Annotated in this window: 18 protein-coding genes; 5 read left to right on the top strand and 13 right to left on the bottom strand. The window is 69.6% G+C overall.

Annotated features, from left to right (window positions below; translation table 11 throughout):
* Positions 1-137: 137 nt before the first annotated feature.
* The 10 genes from rplS to ACOZ38_RS09285 all read right to left on the bottom strand — a co-directional run bounded on the left by rplS (position 138) and on the right by ACOZ38_RS09285 (position 9,058).
* Positions 138-503, bottom strand: coding sequence for a 50S ribosomal protein L19 (gene rplS, locus ACOZ38_RS09330; protein ID WP_344949337.1), 366 nt, complete (start codon positions 501-503; stop codon positions 138-140).
* Positions 504-665: 162 nt separating this feature from the next.
* Complete coding sequence (trmD, locus tag ACOZ38_RS09325; RefSeq protein ID WP_424536975.1) at positions 666-1,451, bottom strand: tRNA (guanosine(37)-N1)-methyltransferase TrmD; 786 nt, start codon at positions 1,449-1,451, stop codon at positions 666-668.
* Between the two features lie 12 nt (positions 1,452-1,463).
* Positions 1,464-1,979 (bottom strand): ribosome maturation factor RimM, encoded by a 516-nt coding sequence (gene rimM, locus ACOZ38_RS09320; protein WP_424529688.1) that lies wholly within the window; start codon positions 1,977-1,979, stop codon positions 1,464-1,466.
* A 106-nt stretch (positions 1,980-2,085) separates the two neighbouring features.
* Positions 2,086-2,328, bottom strand: coding sequence for an RNA-binding protein (locus ACOZ38_RS09315; protein ID WP_358547504.1), 243 nt, complete (start codon positions 2,326-2,328; stop codon positions 2,086-2,088).
* Position 2,329: 1 nt separating this feature from the next.
* A complete protein-coding gene (gene rpsP / locus ACOZ38_RS09310) occupies positions 2,330-2,794 on the bottom strand; it encodes a 30S ribosomal protein S16 (RefSeq protein ID WP_405145415.1) in 465 nt (154 codons plus the stop codon).
* Between the two features lie 199 nt (positions 2,795-2,993).
* A complete protein-coding gene (gene ffh / locus ACOZ38_RS09305) occupies positions 2,994-4,550 on the bottom strand; it encodes a signal recognition particle protein (protein ID WP_405145413.1) in 1,557 nt (518 codons plus the stop codon).
* A 123-nt stretch (positions 4,551-4,673) separates the two neighbouring features.
* The gene (locus ACOZ38_RS09300) at positions 4,674-5,234 is read right to left on the bottom strand and encodes a GTP-binding protein (RefSeq protein ID WP_424529686.1); all 561 of its coding nucleotides are present in this window, start codon (positions 5,232-5,234) and stop codon (positions 4,674-4,676) included.
* Positions 5,235-5,244: 10 nt separating this feature from the next.
* On the bottom strand, positions 5,245-5,628 hold the full coding sequence (locus ACOZ38_RS09295) for a DUF742 domain-containing protein (protein ID WP_344949353.1): 384 nt from the start codon (positions 5,626-5,628) through the stop codon (positions 5,245-5,247).
* 5 nt (positions 5,629-5,633) lie between these two features.
* The gene (locus ACOZ38_RS09290; RefSeq protein ID WP_358547557.1) at positions 5,634-6,047 is read right to left on the bottom strand and encodes a roadblock/LC7 domain-containing protein; all 414 of its coding nucleotides are present in this window, start codon (positions 6,045-6,047) and stop codon (positions 5,634-5,636) included.
* A gap of 5 nt (positions 6,048-6,052) precedes the next feature.
* A complete protein-coding gene (locus ACOZ38_RS09285) occupies positions 6,053-9,058 on the bottom strand; it encodes a nitrate- and nitrite sensing domain-containing protein (RefSeq protein ID WP_424529684.1) in 3,006 nt (1,001 codons plus the stop codon).
* A 641-nt stretch (positions 9,059-9,699) separates the two neighbouring features.
* On the opposite strand from ACOZ38_RS09285, the gene ACOZ38_RS09280 reads away from it, so the two are divergent.
* The 5 genes from ACOZ38_RS09280 to ACOZ38_RS09260 all read left to right on the top strand — a co-directional run bounded on the left by ACOZ38_RS09280 (position 9,700) and on the right by ACOZ38_RS09260 (position 14,093).
* Positions 9,700-10,641 (top strand): ABC transporter substrate-binding protein, encoded by a 942-nt coding sequence (locus ACOZ38_RS09280; protein WP_424529683.1) that lies wholly within the window; start codon positions 9,700-9,702, stop codon positions 10,639-10,641.
* Positions 10,638-11,411, top strand: coding sequence for an ABC transporter permease (locus ACOZ38_RS09275; RefSeq protein WP_405145405.1), 774 nt, complete (start codon positions 10,638-10,640; stop codon positions 11,409-11,411). Before ACOZ38_RS09280 ends, ACOZ38_RS09275 begins: the two co-directional genes overlap by 4 nt.
* Positions 11,408-12,235: an ABC transporter permease gene (locus ACOZ38_RS09270; protein WP_424529681.1), complete on the top strand. Its 828-nt coding sequence runs from the start codon at positions 11,408-11,410 to the stop codon at positions 12,233-12,235. Before ACOZ38_RS09275 ends, ACOZ38_RS09270 begins: the two co-directional genes overlap by 4 nt.
* Positions 12,236-12,244: 9 nt before the next feature.
* Positions 12,245-13,027 carry an ABC transporter ATP-binding protein gene (locus ACOZ38_RS09265; protein ID WP_424529679.1) on the top strand — a complete coding sequence of 261 codons (783 nt, stop codon included), beginning with the start codon at positions 12,245-12,247 and terminating at the stop codon, positions 13,025-13,027.
* Between the two features lie 61 nt (positions 13,028-13,088).
* Complete coding sequence (locus tag ACOZ38_RS09260) at positions 13,089-14,093, top strand: methyltransferase (protein ID WP_424529678.1); 1,005 nt, start codon at positions 13,089-13,091, stop codon at positions 14,091-14,093.
* Between the two features lie 41 nt (positions 14,094-14,134).
* Here ACOZ38_RS09260 and ACOZ38_RS09255 read toward each other — a convergent pair whose 3' ends face one another.
* The 3 genes from ACOZ38_RS09255 to ACOZ38_RS09245 all read right to left on the bottom strand — a co-directional run bounded on the left by ACOZ38_RS09255 (position 14,135) and on the right by ACOZ38_RS09245 (position 15,610).
* Positions 14,135-14,731, bottom strand: coding sequence for a GTP-binding protein (locus ACOZ38_RS09255; RefSeq protein WP_405145400.1), 597 nt, complete (start codon positions 14,729-14,731; stop codon positions 14,135-14,137).
* A complete protein-coding gene (locus ACOZ38_RS09250; RefSeq protein WP_405145399.1) occupies positions 14,712-15,053 on the bottom strand; it encodes a DUF742 domain-containing protein in 342 nt (113 codons plus the stop codon). The genes ACOZ38_RS09255 and ACOZ38_RS09250 overlap by 20 nt, the downstream gene beginning before the upstream one ends.
* Positions 15,054-15,196: 143 nt before the next feature.
* Positions 15,197-15,610: a roadblock/LC7 domain-containing protein gene (locus ACOZ38_RS09245; RefSeq protein ID WP_214413570.1), complete on the bottom strand. Its 414-nt coding sequence runs from the start codon at positions 15,608-15,610 to the stop codon at positions 15,197-15,199.
* Positions 15,611-15,615 lie beyond the last annotated feature (5 nt).

Here is a 15,615-nt window from a genome sequence, read left to right as displayed (position 1 = left end):
TGATGCATGCTCCCCGGCGGGTCGCCGACTCGGCATGGCATCCAAAGAAACTCGGCGATCCGGCCGGATGGAGCGATCATCCGGCTCAGCAAAATGGCCCGCATCCCTCGCGGGTGCGGGCCACCTGTGGCGCGGGCCTACTTGCCGGTGGGCAGCGCGTCGCGCTTCTCGCGGATGCGGGCCGCCTTGCCGCGCAGGTCGCGCATGTAGTAGAGCTTCGCCCGGCGGACGTCACCGCGGGTCACGACCTCGATCTTCTCGATGACCGGGCTGTGCACCGGGAACGTGCGCTCGACGCCCACGCCGTAGCTCACCTTGCGGACGGTGAACGTCTCGCGGGCCCCGCCGCCCTGGCGGCGAAGCACGAATCCCTTGAAGACCTGGATACGGGACCGGTTGCCTTCAACGACGCGGACGTGGACCTCGAGCGTGTCGCCCGGGCGGAAGCTCGGAACGTCGCTACGTACGGAGGCCTTCTCAAGCTCCTGGATCAGCGTGTGCATGACAGCGGTTCCTCATTTGAAGCGAGCGCTCGGAGGTCCGCCCGGCCATGCCTGAAGCACGACTACGAGGAAGACACGAGCACTGGGCTGAATACGTCTCGGATGCCGGGCCCGTCGGCCCGGAGCGGCCACGCCAACCGCAGGGCAGTTGGCAGCAGCGATTCAGTTTGCCATATCTTCCGGCGGGACGCGAAACGAAGCGTCGTCGAGCACCTCACGATCACGCTTGTCAAGGCTCCCGGGGTCAAGCCTCGCGGCCAGTTCGGGCCGCTTGGCGACCGTACGGCGCAGCGCCTCGTCCCGCCGCCACCGGGCGATCGCCCCGTGGTTGCCCGAGAGGAGGATCGGCGGCACCTCGTGGCCGCGCCAGACCGGAGGCTTGGTGTAGACGGGGCCCTCCAGCAGCCCGGCCATGCTGCCGGGGGCGAAGGAGTCGTCGGCGACCGAGCCGGCGTTGCCGAGCACGCCGGGCAGCAGGCGCCCGACGGCCTCGACGATGACCAGCACGGCGGCCTCTCCCCCGGCCAGCACGTAGTCGCCGATGCTGACCTCGTCGAGACGCAGGCGCGAGCCGTACTCGGCCATGACCCGGGCGTCGATGCCCTCATAGCGGGCGGGGGCGAAGAGCAGCCAGGGCTCCTTGGCGTACTCCAGGGCGACTTCCTGGGTGAACGGCCGCCCGCTGGGCGTCGGCACGACGAGCCTCGGCGGGCCTTCAGCGGAACTCGCGACGGCGTCGATGGCCTCGCCCCACGGCTCGGGCTTCATCACCATGCCGGGGCCGCCGCCGTACGGCGTGTCGTCCACCGTGCGGTGGACGTCGTGGGTCCAGTCGCGGAGCTGGTGCACCCGGATGTCGAGCAGACCCCGCTGCCGCGCCTTGCCGATCAGCGACACGTCGAGCGGGGCGAAGTACTCCGGGAAGATCGAGATGATGTCGACGCGCATGCCCGTCACCGGTCAGACCGTCTGTTCCGGGTCGAGCAGGCCGGGCGGGGCGTCCACGACGACCCGCTTCGCGTCCAGGTCGACCTCGGGGACCAGGGCCTTGACGAACGGGATCAGCACCTCACCCTGATCGCGCTGGATCACGAGGAGGTCCTGGCCGTGGTGCAGGACGTCGACGATCTCGCCGACGGCCTCGCCTCCGGTCGTCACCACCGACAGGCCGATGAGCTGGTGGTCGTAGAACTCGTCGGGGTCGCCGGGCGGCGGGATCTCCGAGGAGTCGATCACCAGAATGGTGTCGCGCAGCTCTTCCGCCTCGTTGCGGTCGGCGATGCCCTCGAAGCCCAGCACCAGGATGTTCTTGTTCCAGCGCATTCGCTCGACGACGAGCGGCCCGGTGCCCGCGGGCTCGGTCGCCAGGGAGGTGCCAGGGGCGAAGCGCGCCTCGGGGTCGTCGGTGCGCACCTCGACCGTCACCTCGCCACGGATGCCGTGCGGGCGGCCGATGCGGCCGACGACGAGCTGCACGTCGCTACTCCTTCGAAAGTTCGTACCAATGCCCCGGAACCGCGACAGGGGACCGCCCGGCTGCCGGGGGTCCCCTGTCCAGAGGGTCGTGGCCTCTGAGGTCTCGCTACCGGGCTTCGTTCAGGTCGAGCAGGTCGACCCTTACGTACTTGCCGTCGGCGAGGGCGTTCACAACGGTGCGAAGCGCCTTCGCCGTACGGCCACCGCGGCCGATGACCTTGCCGAGATCCTCGGGATGGACCCGGACCTCGAGGACGCGCCCACTGCGGATGCGGCGGGCACGAACCAGAACGTCGTCGGGATGCTCGACGATGCCCTTGACCAGATGCTCGAGGGCTTCCTCAAGCACCTCAGGCCTCGCCTTCCGGCTTCTCCTCCGCGGCCGGCTCGGCCGGGGTCGCGGGGGTCTCGTCGGCCTTCACGGTCTTCTTGGGCTTGCGCGCCGTGGTGGCGTTGCCGGTGCCGGCGTCGCTCGCGAGCGACTCCTTCGCGGCGGCCTCGTAGATCGCGTGACGGTCGGCCTTGGGCTCGGCGACGAGCAGAGCCGGCGGGGCGGCCTCGCCCTTGAACTTCTGCCAGTCACCGGTGAGCTTGAACAGCTTCAGGACGGGCTCGGTCGGCTGCGCGCCGACACCCAGCCAGTACTGCGCCCGCTCGGAGTTCACCTGGATGAACGACGGGTTCTCCTTGGGGTGGTAGAGGCCGATCTCTTCGATCGCACGGCCGTCACGCTTGGTGCGGCTGTCCGCCACCACGATGCGGTACTGCGGGTTGCGGATCATGCCGAGCCGCTTGAGCTTGATCTTGACTGCCACGGGTGTGGTCTCTCCTGGACTTTCGAGCGTGGGTGAGCGGGCGTCTCGCCGAGTGGGGCACGACGGGATGACCGCCCGAGGGACAAGCCGTGACGCGCGGGGGTGAGAGGGCACCCACGGTCACGGTGTTCCAACATGCCATTCTGCCAGATGATTCGACCGCTGTCCGAATCGGCGCGCGATCGGCGGAGAACAGGGTCTACTTCTGGCCGGGCAGCCGCAGCTTCGAAGGGTCGAAGCCCGGCGGGAGCTCGATGCCGGGCGGAAGCTGCCCGCCGAGGCCACCGAGACCGCCGAGCCCCGGAGGCAGCTGCGGCGCGGCCGAGCCGCCGTCGGCGGCCCCCGCCTTGCCGAGCGCGGCCTTGCGCGGGTCGCCGCTGACCCGGCGGCCCTTCTTGGCCTTCTTCTGGACGGCCTTGCCCTTGCGGCCCCCCGGCATGCCCGGGATGCCCATGCCGCCCGCCACCTGCTTCATCATCTTCTGCGCGTCGAAGAAGCGGGTGACCAGGTTGTTGACCTCGGTGACGCTGACGCCGGAGCCGCGCGCGATGCGGGCGCGCCGCGAGCCGTTGATGATCTTCGGCTCCTGGCGCTCGGCCGGGGTCATCGAGCGGATGATCGCCGCGACCCGGTCGAGGTCGCGCTCGTCGACCTGGTTGAGCTGCTCGCGCATCTGCCCCATGCCGGGCATCATGCCGAGGAGGTTCTTGAGCGGCCCCATCTTGCGGACCATCATCATCTGCTCGAGGAAGTCGTCGAGCGTGAAGCCGTCGCCGGAGGCGAGCTTGCCCGCCATCTTGGCCGCGTCGGCCTCGTCGAAGGTGCGCTGGGCCTGCTCGATCAGGGTGAGGATGTCACCCATGTCGAGGATGCGCGAGGCCATGCGGTCGGGGTGGAAGGCGTCGAAGTCCTCGAGCTTCTCACCCGTCGAGGCGAACATGATCGGGCGGCCGGTGATGTGCCGCACCGAGAGCGCCGCGCCGCCGCGGGCGTCGCCGTCGAGCTTGGTGAGCACGACTCCGTCGAAGCCGACGCCCTCCATGAACGCCTGCGCGGTGGTGACGGCGTCCTGGCCGATCATCGCGTCGACGACGAAGAGGACCTCGTCGGGGCTGACGGCGTCGCGGATGTCCGCGGCCTGCTTCATCAGCTCCTGGTCGATGCCGAGGCGGCCCGCGGTGTCGATGATGACGATGTCGTGCTGCTGGCGCCTGGCGTGCTCGATGGACTCGCGCGCGACCGCGACCGGGTCGCCGACGCCGTTGCCGGGCTCGGGGGCGTAGACAGGGACCTGCGCCCGCTGCCCGACCACCTGGAGCTGCTGGACGGCGTTGGGCCGCTGCAGGTCGGCGGCGACCATGAGCGGGGCGTGGTTCTGCTCGCGCAGCCAGCGGGCGAGCTTGCCGGCCAGCGTGGTCTTGCCCGCGCCCTGGAGGCCGGCGAGCATGATGACGGTCGGCGGGTTCTTGGCGAACCTCAGCCGCCGCGTCTCGCCGCCGAGGATCTGCACCAGCTCGTCGTTGACGATCTTGACGACCTGCTGGGCGGGGTTGAGCGCCTGGGAGACCTCCGCGCCCCGGGCGCGCTCCTTGACGTGGGACACGAAGTCCTTGACGACCGGCAGCGCGACGTCCGCCTCGAGAAGGGCGATGCGGATCTCGCGACAGGTCGCGTCGATGTCGGCGTCGGACAGCCTCCCCTTGGACTTCAGGGAGGAGAAGACCGATGTCAGCCGGTCGGAAAGCGTCTCGAACACGTGATTGGCCAGCCTCTGCGCTACGGGTCGTCCGGGGTTTGCGTCTGCGACTCGACCTCCCAGCCTATCCGCTCCGCAGGCCGGTCACGCGTATCCGGCGATGGGCAAGGAGGTCCCGCGCCGCTAGTTTCTCCAGCCCGGTACGGACACCCGCATCGTCAGAGCGTGCTCGACCAGGGCGATGAGGGTGCTCTTCACCGAGTCCCGCTGCCGGGCGTCGGTCCGTACGATCGGGATGTTCGGGGCCAGGGTGAGGGCGTCGCGCACCTCCTCGTCCTGGTGCGGATGGTTGCCGTCCCAGCCGTTGAGCCCGATGACGAACGGCAGCTTCGCCTCCTCGAAGTAGTCGACGGCCGGGAAGCTGTCGGCCAGCCGCCTGGTGTCGACCAGCACGACCGCGCCGATCGCGCCCCGGACCAGGTCGTCCCACATGAACCAGAAACGGTGCTGCCCGGGCGTGCCGAACAGATAGAGGATCAGCTCGCTGTCCAGGGACACACGGCCGAAGTCCATCGCCACCGTCGTGGTGGTCTTGCGTGGAATGAGGCCCAGGTCGTCGATGCCGGCGCTCGCGTCGGTCATGACCGCCTCGGTGGTGAGGGGCACGATCTCGGACACGGCGCCCACGAAGGTCGTCTTACCGACGCCGAAGCCGCCCGCGACGACGATCTTCGTCGACGTCAACCCGCCACGGCTAGAGCCTGCGAAGTCCACTGAGAACCCTTTCGAGCAAGTTGAGATCCGGCTTCCCGGCGTCCAGCTGCGGCTGATGCAGCTGGACCAGGCCTTCGGCGGCCATGTCCGAGATGAGCACCCGGGCCACGCCGAGCGGCACCCGCAGGAGCGCGGAGATCTCGGCGACGGAGCGTACCTGGCGGCAGAGCGAGTTGATCGCCTGGTACTCCGGGATCAAGCCGGAAATATCTTGGTAAGCCGGAATCGTGGAGTGAACCAGCGTTTCCATGGCCAGATGCGTCCGCGGCGCCGAGCGCCCTCCGGTGACTGTGAAGGGCCGGACAGGCGACGACGGCTCCTGCTGGTACCGCCGTAAACCGTCCTCCCAGCCCGGACCACCCATGGAGGTCACCGCGGTGACGACGCCTGAAGCTCGGCGCGCACGGCCGGGGTCAACACCTGACCGGCGCGCTCGACCATCAGCGTCATCTGGTACGCCACCAGGCCCATGTCACAGTCCGGGGCGGCCAGCACGGCCAGGCACGAACCGTCGCTGATCGACATGATCAGCAGCAGCCCCCGCTGCATCTCCACCACGGTCTGGGTGACCGCTCCACCCTCGAAAACCCGCGAGGCCCCCTGGGTCAGGCTGATCAGGCCCGCGGCCACCGCCGCGAGCTGGTCGGCCCGGTCCTTGGGGAAGCCCTCTGAGTACGCCAGCGGCAGCCCGTCGGAGGACACCACCACCGTGTGCGCCACCCCCGGCACACCCCGGACGAAGTCGGTGATCAGCCAGTTGACCCCGCGGGCGCCTTGGCTCAGCTCTCTCACTTGTCCTCCTTGTCGCCCTGAATGCGCCGCAGCTCGGCGTTGAACGCCACCTCGTCCTCGCTCAGCTCGCCACGGGCGACCGCCCGGCCCTGCCGGATGCCCTGCTGGAAGCTCGACAGCCGGCTGCGCGCCCGGTCGGGCGACAGCGCCGGCATGGCGGGCAGAGGCGCCGCGGCGGCCTCGGGTGTACCGGCCGATCCGGGTACGAGGTTCGCCTTGGGCACCCGCTTGGGCAGGCCCGCGGCGGTGGTCCCGTCGCGCACCGGCTCCTGGACGACCGCCGCCGCCTGCCATCCGGCGTCGGCGGGGATCTCCTGCCATCCGGTGGAGGCCTTCTCCTGGTCCTGGTCGCCGTCCACGCGCCGGAACCAGGCCGACTCGACGGACGCGAAGATCGGCAGGAAGTCGTCCTGCTGCTCCATGGGAGAGGAGCGCACGGCGGGAAGCGGGCCGGTCACGGCGTCCAGGTCGGAGGTGTCGTACCGGCGCGGGCGCAGGCGGGCGGGCAGCTCCCCGCCTGTGCCGCCGGGTCCGGTGGGAGGACCGGCGAGCCCGCTCTGTCCCGTGGCGGGTCCCCCGAACAAGCTCGGCCCCGGCGGCGCGCCGCCGAAGCCCGGGCCCGTGGGCGGGCCGCCGAATGCGTCGGAACCCGGGCCCGCGTACCCGCCCGAGCCGGTGGCCGGGCCGCCGAAACCGCCGCTCGGGCCGGTCGGCGGGCCGCTGAAACCACCCGAGGAACCGCCGGGTCCACCGAAACCACCCGAGGCACCGCCGGGTCCGCCCAAACCATCGGCTCCGGGGGGAGGTCCGCCGAAACCGCTGGAACCCGGGCCGTACAGCCCGCCCGTGGCAGGGCCGCCGAAACCGCCGCCGGAGCCGGTCGGCGGGCCGCCGTACCCTCCACCGCCGGTCATCGGACCGAGAGCGCCGCCGCCCGTGGTGGGACCGAGGGGTCCCGCGCCGTTGGCGGCCCCGAACGCGGGCGGCTCGGTGAACGGGCCGGTTCCGCCCGAGAAGTCGAACGTGCCGTTGGCCGGGGTGGACGCGGTGAACATGCCCTGTCCCGCGGGCTGCCCGGTGGCGGACCACGCGGGTGCCCCGGCACCCGTGAACGACTGCGCGCCCGGGGAGACGCCGGCGCCGACGGGGTGCGCGGCCATGCCCATGAGCGCCTCCGGCAGCAGGACCATCGCGGTCAGGCCGCCGGTGTCGTGCCGGCGCAGCTGCACGCGGATGCCGTTGCGCAGCGCGAGCCGGCCGACCACGAACAGGCCCATCCGCCGCGACACCGAGACGTCGACGACGGGCGGGTTGGCGAGCCGCCAGTTGGTCTGGGCGAGCTCCTCGTCGGTCATGCCGATGCCGGCGTCGGTGATGGAGATCATCACGCCGCCGCCGTCGATGCGGTTGGCCGACATGGTGACCCTGGTCTCGCGGGGCGAGAAGGAGATGGCGTTCTCGACCAGCTCGGCCAGCAGGTGGATGACGTCGTTGACCGCCTGCCCGGCGATGGAGATGCCGGTGGGGACGTGCATCGCCACCCGCTCGTAGTTCTCCACCTCAGACAGCGAGGCCCTTGTGACGTCCAGCAGTGGCACGGGCTGGCTCCACCGGCGCGCGGGCTCCTGGCCGGCGAGGACCAGGAGGTTCTCACTGTTGCGCCGCATGCGGGTGGCCAGGTGGTCGAGCCGGAACAGGTCTCCGAGGCGGCTGTCGTCCTGCTCGCCCTGCTCCAGGCCGTCGATCAGCGTGATCTGCCGCTCGACCAGGGTCTGCGTGCGGCGGGAGAGGTTCACGAACATGGCGCTGACGTTGCTGCGGAGCTGGGCCTCGTCGCTCGCCAGGCGGATGGCCTCGCGGTGGACCTCGTCGAAGGCCCGGGCCACTTCGCCGACCTCGTCGGCGGAGGCGACGCCGATGGGCAGTACCTCCGGCGGCCCGCTGTTGCCCTCGGACTCGCGCAGCTTCTGCACCATCTCGGGCAGGCGCCGCCCAGCGATCTCCAGCGCCTCGCCCCGCAGCCGCCGCAGCGGGCTGACCAGCGACCTGGCCATGACGACGGTGATCGCGAGGACCAGGATGAGGAGGACGGCCACGACGCCGATGTTGATGGCGGCCTGGCTCTGGTCGCCGCGTGCCAGCTCGGCCGCGCGGTCGACGATGGAACGGCCCAGGGCCCGCTGCACGTCGTGCATGCGGTTCAGTCCCTCGCTCGCGGCGTCGAACCAGAAGTCGACGTCGTTCGTGCCTCCGCCGCCGAGCCCGCTGAGCTGCTGGTTCTGGCGGGTGAGCTCCAGGATGCGCTCGACCAGGCCGGCGGCGCGGTCGATCTTCTGGCCGCTGACGGTGTCGGCGTACAGCTGCCGCTCGGCGAGCGTCGCCCTGGAGAAGAACACCTTGAGCTCGCTGGCCTGCTCCGCGCGGGCGGCGTTGAAGGCCTCCAGCTCGGCCTGGCCGAACCGGCGGGTGATCAGCGCCATGGCGACGAGGCCTCGCTGCCTGGACGCCTGCTCGGCGGCGCGGGACAGCGACGCGAGGGAGGACGCACTGGCGTCCAGGGTCTCGTCCGTGCTTCCGCGGGCGGTCTCGTCGAAGACGGTGAGCAGGTCGTCGAGGACGAGCGAGTACTTCTGGAGCGCGGGGAGCGCCGGGAGCTGCGAGTCTGTGATCGTCGCGCGGAGCGAGCGGATCTCGGAGAGCCGGTCGAGCAGGCGGGAGACCACCTGGCGGCCGATGTCTCCGAGAGCCGGCTCGACGACCTTCCTGCGGTCCTGGACGATCTGGACGGCCGAGTCGACCGCGTTCTGCTGGTCGGCGAGCTTGGTCTGGCTGCCGCGGCGGCCCGCGGCGACGAACCTCGCCGAGAGGTCGCGTTCGATGTCGAGCTGGTGGCCGAGGTCGCCCAGGCTCGTGACGAACTCGGCCACGGTCCTGACGCGTTCATATTCGGTGGCGCTCTGCACCGAGGTCGCCACTCGCAGGCCGCCGAGCAGGACCGCCACCAGGGTGGGTACCAGAACCAGCGCGATAAGACGAGTCCGGACCCGCCAGTTACGCAGAGCGAGCAGGCTTCCCGTCCCGTGACGCGGGTTGGATGGAGCATCCGTCTCGGAACGCGGTCGGGCTGCTTCCGGATTGGTACCGCGACCGCTCTCGATTGTTGCTGTCCTCACTGGTCGCAACCTCTCGCCAGCTGGTCTGCTTTGGGGGGTATGGGGACTTGCTCATGTGACGCATGACAAGTCAAGGGGCAATTGGAGCATAAGCCTACGAGTTCGACCAACAGCCATGGGTCGTTAGAACGGTCCAATCCGTTATTCGATCAATAAGAATCACGCTCGGTAGTGCAGGGCGAGTTCACGATGACGCCGATCAGGCAACCTACCTGCAATAACGCCAAATTTGGCGTTATAGCGCTCCAAAGGCTTATACCTCGCATAGCGCTAACCGCTGGTCAAACTGGACTTTTTTACGAGTTTCATGACATAGGCGGCTTATGCGTGTTAGTTCCGATCTTCCTCCGCTAGGCTTCACGCTCGCCGTGCCACAACGGTCTCCTCAGGAGCAGCAGGCACTCTTCCCCCACACATAAAAGGACTCCTCAATGAGAAGACTCAGGGGTCGTACCTTCATCATCGGCGCAGTGGCCACTCTGGCTCTCGCCGCGTGCGGAAGCTCGAATACGGGTTCGAGCGCGTCCGGCGGAGGGTTGGAAAAGACCACGATCACGGTCGGCGTCCTCGCCATCGCCGACGTGGCAGGACTCTACATCGCGAACCAGAAGGGCTACTTCAAGGAGGAGGGCTTGACTGTCAAGCCCGATATCCTTCAGAGCACGCAGTTCGCCATACCGAAACTTCTCAGCGGCGGCCTTGACCTGGCCCTCGGCAACTACTTCTCGATTCTTTCCGCCACCGAGAAGACCAACGACAAGTTCCGCTTCGTCTCCGACACCTTCCAGGCCAAGAGCGACGTCTTCGACATCGTGGTCCCGAAGGACTCCCCGATCCAGTCGGTGAAGGACCTCAAGGGCAAGAAGGTCTCCATCGCGGCGCTGAACAGCATCGGCGAACTCGCGGTGGGCTCCACACTGCGCGTCGCGGGCCTTGACCCCAAGGCCGACGTGACCTTCATGCCGATGGCCTTCCCGCAGGCGCCCGCCGCGCTCAAGGCCGGCCAGATCGACGCGGCGTGGCTCACCGAGCCGTTCCTCACCGGCGTCCAGAAGGACATGGGCGCCCGCAAGATCGCCGACACGATGACCGGCGCCATGGCCGACTTCCCGATCGCGGGCTGGACGGCCACCGAGGACTGGACCAAGAAGTACCCGAAGACGATGGCGGCCTTCCAGCGGGCCATCCTCAAGGGCCAGCAGGACGCGTCGGCCGACCGCAAGGCGGTCGAGCAGGTGCTGCCGAACTACAGCCCGATCAAGCCCGAGGTCGCGTCCGTCATCAACCTGGGCGCCTACCCGACCTCGCTCAGCGCGACCCGCATCCAGCGCGTCGCCGACCTGATGGTCGAGTACGGCTACCTGTCCAAGAAGATGGACGTCACCCCGCTGCTGGTCCCGCTGCCTCAATGATCGACCGCCGAGTGGTCCGCGGCGCCGCAGGCGTCGCGGTCCTCCTCATCGCCGCGGAGCTGGCGGGCCGCTCAGGCCTGATCGATCCGGTGCTGCTTCCCCCGGTCTCCACGGTGCTGGCCGCCGCCGGGGGGCTCGTCGCCGACGCGGACTTCCTGACGGACCTCTGGGGCACCCTGACCGTCTGGGCGATCGGGCTGCTCACCGCGATCCTGATCGCCGTCCCGCTCGGCGTGCTGCTCGGCACCCTCCCCCGCGCGGAACTGGCCGCCCGCCCCATCGTGGAGTTCCTGCGGCCCATCCCCTCGGTCGCGCTTCTCCCCTTGGTCACGCTGCTGATCGCGGACGGCCACAGCGTGAAGATCACCGTGATCGTCTTCGCCGCCTCGTGGCCCGTCCTCATCAACACCATGTACGGGCTGCGGGACGTCGACCCGGTGGCGAAGGAGACGTTGCGCAGCTTCGGCTTCGGGCGGTTCGCCGTGCTGGCGCGGGTGTCGGTGCCGAGCGCGGCGCCGTTCGTCCTCACCGGCGTGCGACTGGCCGCCGCCATCGGCCTCGTCGTCGCGATCAGCGCGGAGCTCGTCGCCGGCGGCACCGACGGGATCGGCGCCTTCATGATCCGGGCGGGCTCCGGCCTGCGTACGGACCTCATCCTCGCCGCGACCCTGTGGGCGGGGCTCCTCGGGCTCGTCGCCAACGCGCTGCTCGTGCGCGTCCAGCGGCAGGCCTTCCGCTGGCACACCGCGAAGGCCGGGGGTGACGCGTGACCACGACCACCACGAGACCGGCCGCCGCCTGGCGGGGCGGCGTCATGGCCGTTCTGACCAGGGTGTGGCTGGTGCCCATCGTGATCGCCGCCTGGGAGCTCGGCACCCGGCAGGCGGACTCCACCTACTTCCCGCCCCCCTCCGAGATCATCGCCCGCATGCACGAGCTGTGGTTCTCGGGCCCGGCGTCCCACCTGTTCCTCACCGACCAGGCGCTCGCCAACTTCCCGCCCAGCCTCGCGCGCCTGTTCGGCGGGTGGGCGCTGGCGTCGGTCATCGGCATCGGGCTCGGGGTCGCGCTCGGACGCTCGCGCACTCTGTCGGGCTACATCGACCCGCTCGTCGAGTTCGGCAGGGCCATCCCCCCGCCCACCCTGATCCCGCTGTTCATCATCATCTTCAAGATGGGCGCGCAGATGCAGGTGGCGACGATCGTCTACGGGGTGATCTGGCCCATCCTCATCAACACCATCGACGGAGCCCGCTACGTGGACCGCGTCCACGCCGACACGGCACAGGTGTTCGGCCTCGGACGGGCGCAGCGGCTGTTCCGCATCACCCTGCCGGCCGCGGGGCCCAAGATCTTCGCGGGACTGCGGCTCAGCCTCTCCCTCGCCGTGATCCTGATGGTGGTCTCCGAGCTCGTCGGCAGCACCAACGGGATCGGCTACCAGCTGATGTTCACGCAGCAGAACTTCGACCTGTCCGGGATGTGGGGCGCGATCGTGATCCTCGGCGTCCTGGGCTTCCTGTTGAACGCGTCCTTCCTGGCGGTCGAACGACGCGTCCTTTCCTGGCACCGGCGAGCCCGGCAGACAACCTGAGGAAGCACCGTGCTCGATGTCGTCAACCTGAGTCACACCTATGGCGAGGGACCGAACGCCCACCAGGCCCTCGGAGGAATCGACCTCAAGGTCGCCGAGGGCGAGCTGGTGTGCGTCGTGGGCCCTTCCGGCTGCGGGAAGTCCACGCTGCTGCGCTCCATCGCAGGGCTCATCCGGCCCACCGATGGGCAGATCCGCATCCGGGACACCACGGTCGCGGAGACGCCCGGCGACCTGGCCGTCGTCTTCCAGGACTACAGCCGCTCGCTGTTCCCCTGGATGTCGGTCGGCGACAACGTGGCGCTGCCGCTGCGCAGGCGCGGCAAGGACCGCGCGGCGCGCCGGGCAGCCGCCGCCGAGGCGCTCGAAGAGGTCGGCCTGGGCGCCGCCTCCTCGAAGTTCCCGTGGGAGCTGTCCGGCGGGATGCAGCAGCGCGTGGCGATCGCCCGCGCCCTCGCCTACCGGCCTTCCCTGCTGCTCATGGACGAGCCCTTCGGCTCGGTGGACGCCCAGACGCGTGAGGACCTTGAGGACCTGGTACTCAAGGTGCGCGAGCACCACCGCATGACGGTCCTGCTCATCACCCACGACATCGACGAGAGCGTGTACGTCGGAGACCGTGTCGTGGTCCTCACGCGCTCACCGGCTCGGGTCGCGGGCGAGCTGCCCGTGAACCTGCCGTTCCCCCGCGACCAGATCGCCACCAGGGAGCTCCCGGCCTTCGTGCACCTGCGCGCCGAGGTGGGCCGGCTGGTTCGCGACAAGAAGCAGTCGTCCCCGTTTCAGGCCTAGGACCAGGCCTGACCATCCCCGGGGAGCTCTCCGGGGCTACTTCTCACTGACTGGAGTGGAAATGACCGACCCCGGAAACCTGATCTGGGACGTCCTTCGCGGCGGCTGGCGCGTCGCGGCACTGAAGACCATGGTCGACCTCGACTGCGCCGCGCACCTGGGCGAGGGGCCGCTCTCGGTGTCCGAGCTGGCCTCCCGTTGCGGGGCGCACGGCCCCTCCCTTGGCCGCGTGCTGAGGACCCTGGCGGCCATCGGCGTGGTGGAGACGGTGGGCCAGGACACCTATGCGCTCACCGAGTCGGGCGCCATGCTCGCCGCCGACTCGCCCCGGTCGCTGCGCAGCGCGGTGATCGCCAACACCGATCCGACCATGTCGTACGCGATGACCGAGCTGACCGAGACCGTCCGCACCGGACGGTCGGCGTTCGTGGAGCGCTACGGCGTCCTGTACGACTACCTGGCGACGGACCCGGAGCTGGCACGGGTCTTCAACGACTTCATGACCGGCCGGGCGGTCCCCATGGCCGAGGGCGTCGCCTCGCTCTACGACTTCTCCGGCATCGGCACGCTGATGGACGTCGGCGGCGGGCGCGGGCACATCCTGGCGGCGGCGCTGCGGGCGAACCCCGGCCTTCGCGGTGTGCTGTTCGAGCTTCCCCACGTGCTGCCGGACGCGCGCGAGGCGTTCGCCTCCTGGAACCTCTCCGACCGGTGCGACTTCGTGACCGGCGACTTCTTCACGTCCGTCCCGGCGGGCGCCGACGCCTACCTGATGGGCAGCGTCATCCACAACTGGGACGACGCGGACGCGCTGCGCATCCTCAAGGTCGTGAGGTCGGCCATGGCCGAAGACGGCAGGCTGCTGCTCGTGGAGATCGTCGTACCGGACGACGACAGCGCGCACTTCGGCAAGGACCTCGACATGCGCATGCTGGGCCTGTTCGGTCAGGGGCGCGAGCGCAGCCGGTCGGAGCACACGACGCTGATCGAGAAGGCCGGCATGAGGGTGACCAACGTGATCCCGCTGCCGTGGAACGCCAGCCTCATCGAGGCGACCCCCATCTGACCTGGCCGGTCAACCGCTCGTGGCGGTTCCGGGCCGGAGGCTCAGCGGCCTCCCCAGCCGGGAACCGCCACGCGCATCGTCAGGGCGTGCTCCACCAGCGCTATGAGCGTGCTCTTCACCGAGTCGCGCGAGCGGGCGTCGGTCCGTACGAGCGGGATGTGCGGAGCGAGCGTCAGCGCCTCCCGCACCTCCTCATCGGCGTGGGCATAGCGCCCGTCCCAGCCGTTGATGCCGACGACGAACGGGAGGCCGGCCTCCTCGAAGTAGTCGATCGCCGGGAAGCAGTCGGCCAGCCGGCGGGTGTCGACCAGCACCACGGCGCCGATGGCACCGCGGACCAGGTCGTCCCACATGAACCAGAACCGGTGCTGGCCAGGCGTGCCGAACAGGTAGAGGATCAGGTCCTGGTCCAGCGACACGCGGCCGAAGTCCATGGCCACGGTGGTCGTCGTCTTGTGCGGTGTCAGACCCAGGTCGTCGATGCCGGCGCTGGCGTCGGTCATGACCGCCTCGGTGGTGAGGGGCACGATCTCGGACACGGCGCCCACGAAGGTGGTCTTGCCGACGCCGAAGCCGCCCGCGACGACGATCTTCGTCGAGGTCAGCGCCGCGCCGCGGCTAGAGCCTGCGAAGTCCACTGAGAACCCTTTCGAGCAAGTTGAGGTCCGGCTTACCCGTGTCCAGCTGCGGGTGGTGCACCTGGACGAGGCCCTCGCCCGCCATGTCGGCGATCACGACACGCGCCACGCCGAGGGGCATGCGCAGCATCGCGGCGATCTCGGCGACCGACCGCACCTGGCGGCACAGCGTGCTGATCGCCTGCTTTTCCGGAGTCAGAGTTGAAAGATCCTGGTGTACCGATGTGGAGGAGGAGACGAGGGCCTCCATGGCGAGCGAAGTCCGGGGAGCGGTACGTCCCCCGGTCATGGCGTATGGCCGGACCAGGGAACTCTGTTCCATCGGTTCCGGCGCTGGAAGAGGTGCCGCCGCGCCGGAAAACCGGCGGGCGTCCTCGATCGGCGGGTACGACGATCCGCCGCTCAGCGGATCACCGTCATCTGTCCAGCCGCGGCGTGCCACAGCGTCCTCCTGTCATCGGCCTCTCACCTGGGTTGAGACGCCTGGAGTTCGGCACGCACAGCCGGGGTCAGAACCTGACCGGCACGCTCGACCAACAACGTCATCTGGTACGCCACCAGGCCCATGTCACAGTCGGCGGCGGCCAGCACGGCCAGGCACGAACCGTCGCTGACCGACATGATCAGCAACAGCCCCCGCTGCATCTCCACCACGGTCTGCGTGACCGCTCCACCCTCGAAAACCCGGGAAGCGCCCTGCGTCAGGCTGATCAGCCCTGCGGCCACCGCCGCGAGCTGGTCGGCCCGGTCCTTGGGGAAGCCCTCTGAGAAGGCCAGTGGCAGTCCGTCGGCCGAGACAACGACAGTGTGCGCCACGCCTGGGACGTTGTTCACAAAGTCGGTGATCAGCCAGTTGACTCCACGGGCGGCCTGGCTCAGCTCCC

It is taken from the genome of Sphaerisporangium viridialbum (assembly GCF_049674955.1).
Classification (GTDB): domain Bacteria; phylum Actinomycetota; class Actinomycetes; order Streptosporangiales; family Streptosporangiaceae; genus Sphaerisporangium; species Sphaerisporangium viridialbum.
This window is presented reverse-complemented; position numbering and strand designations above follow the sequence as displayed.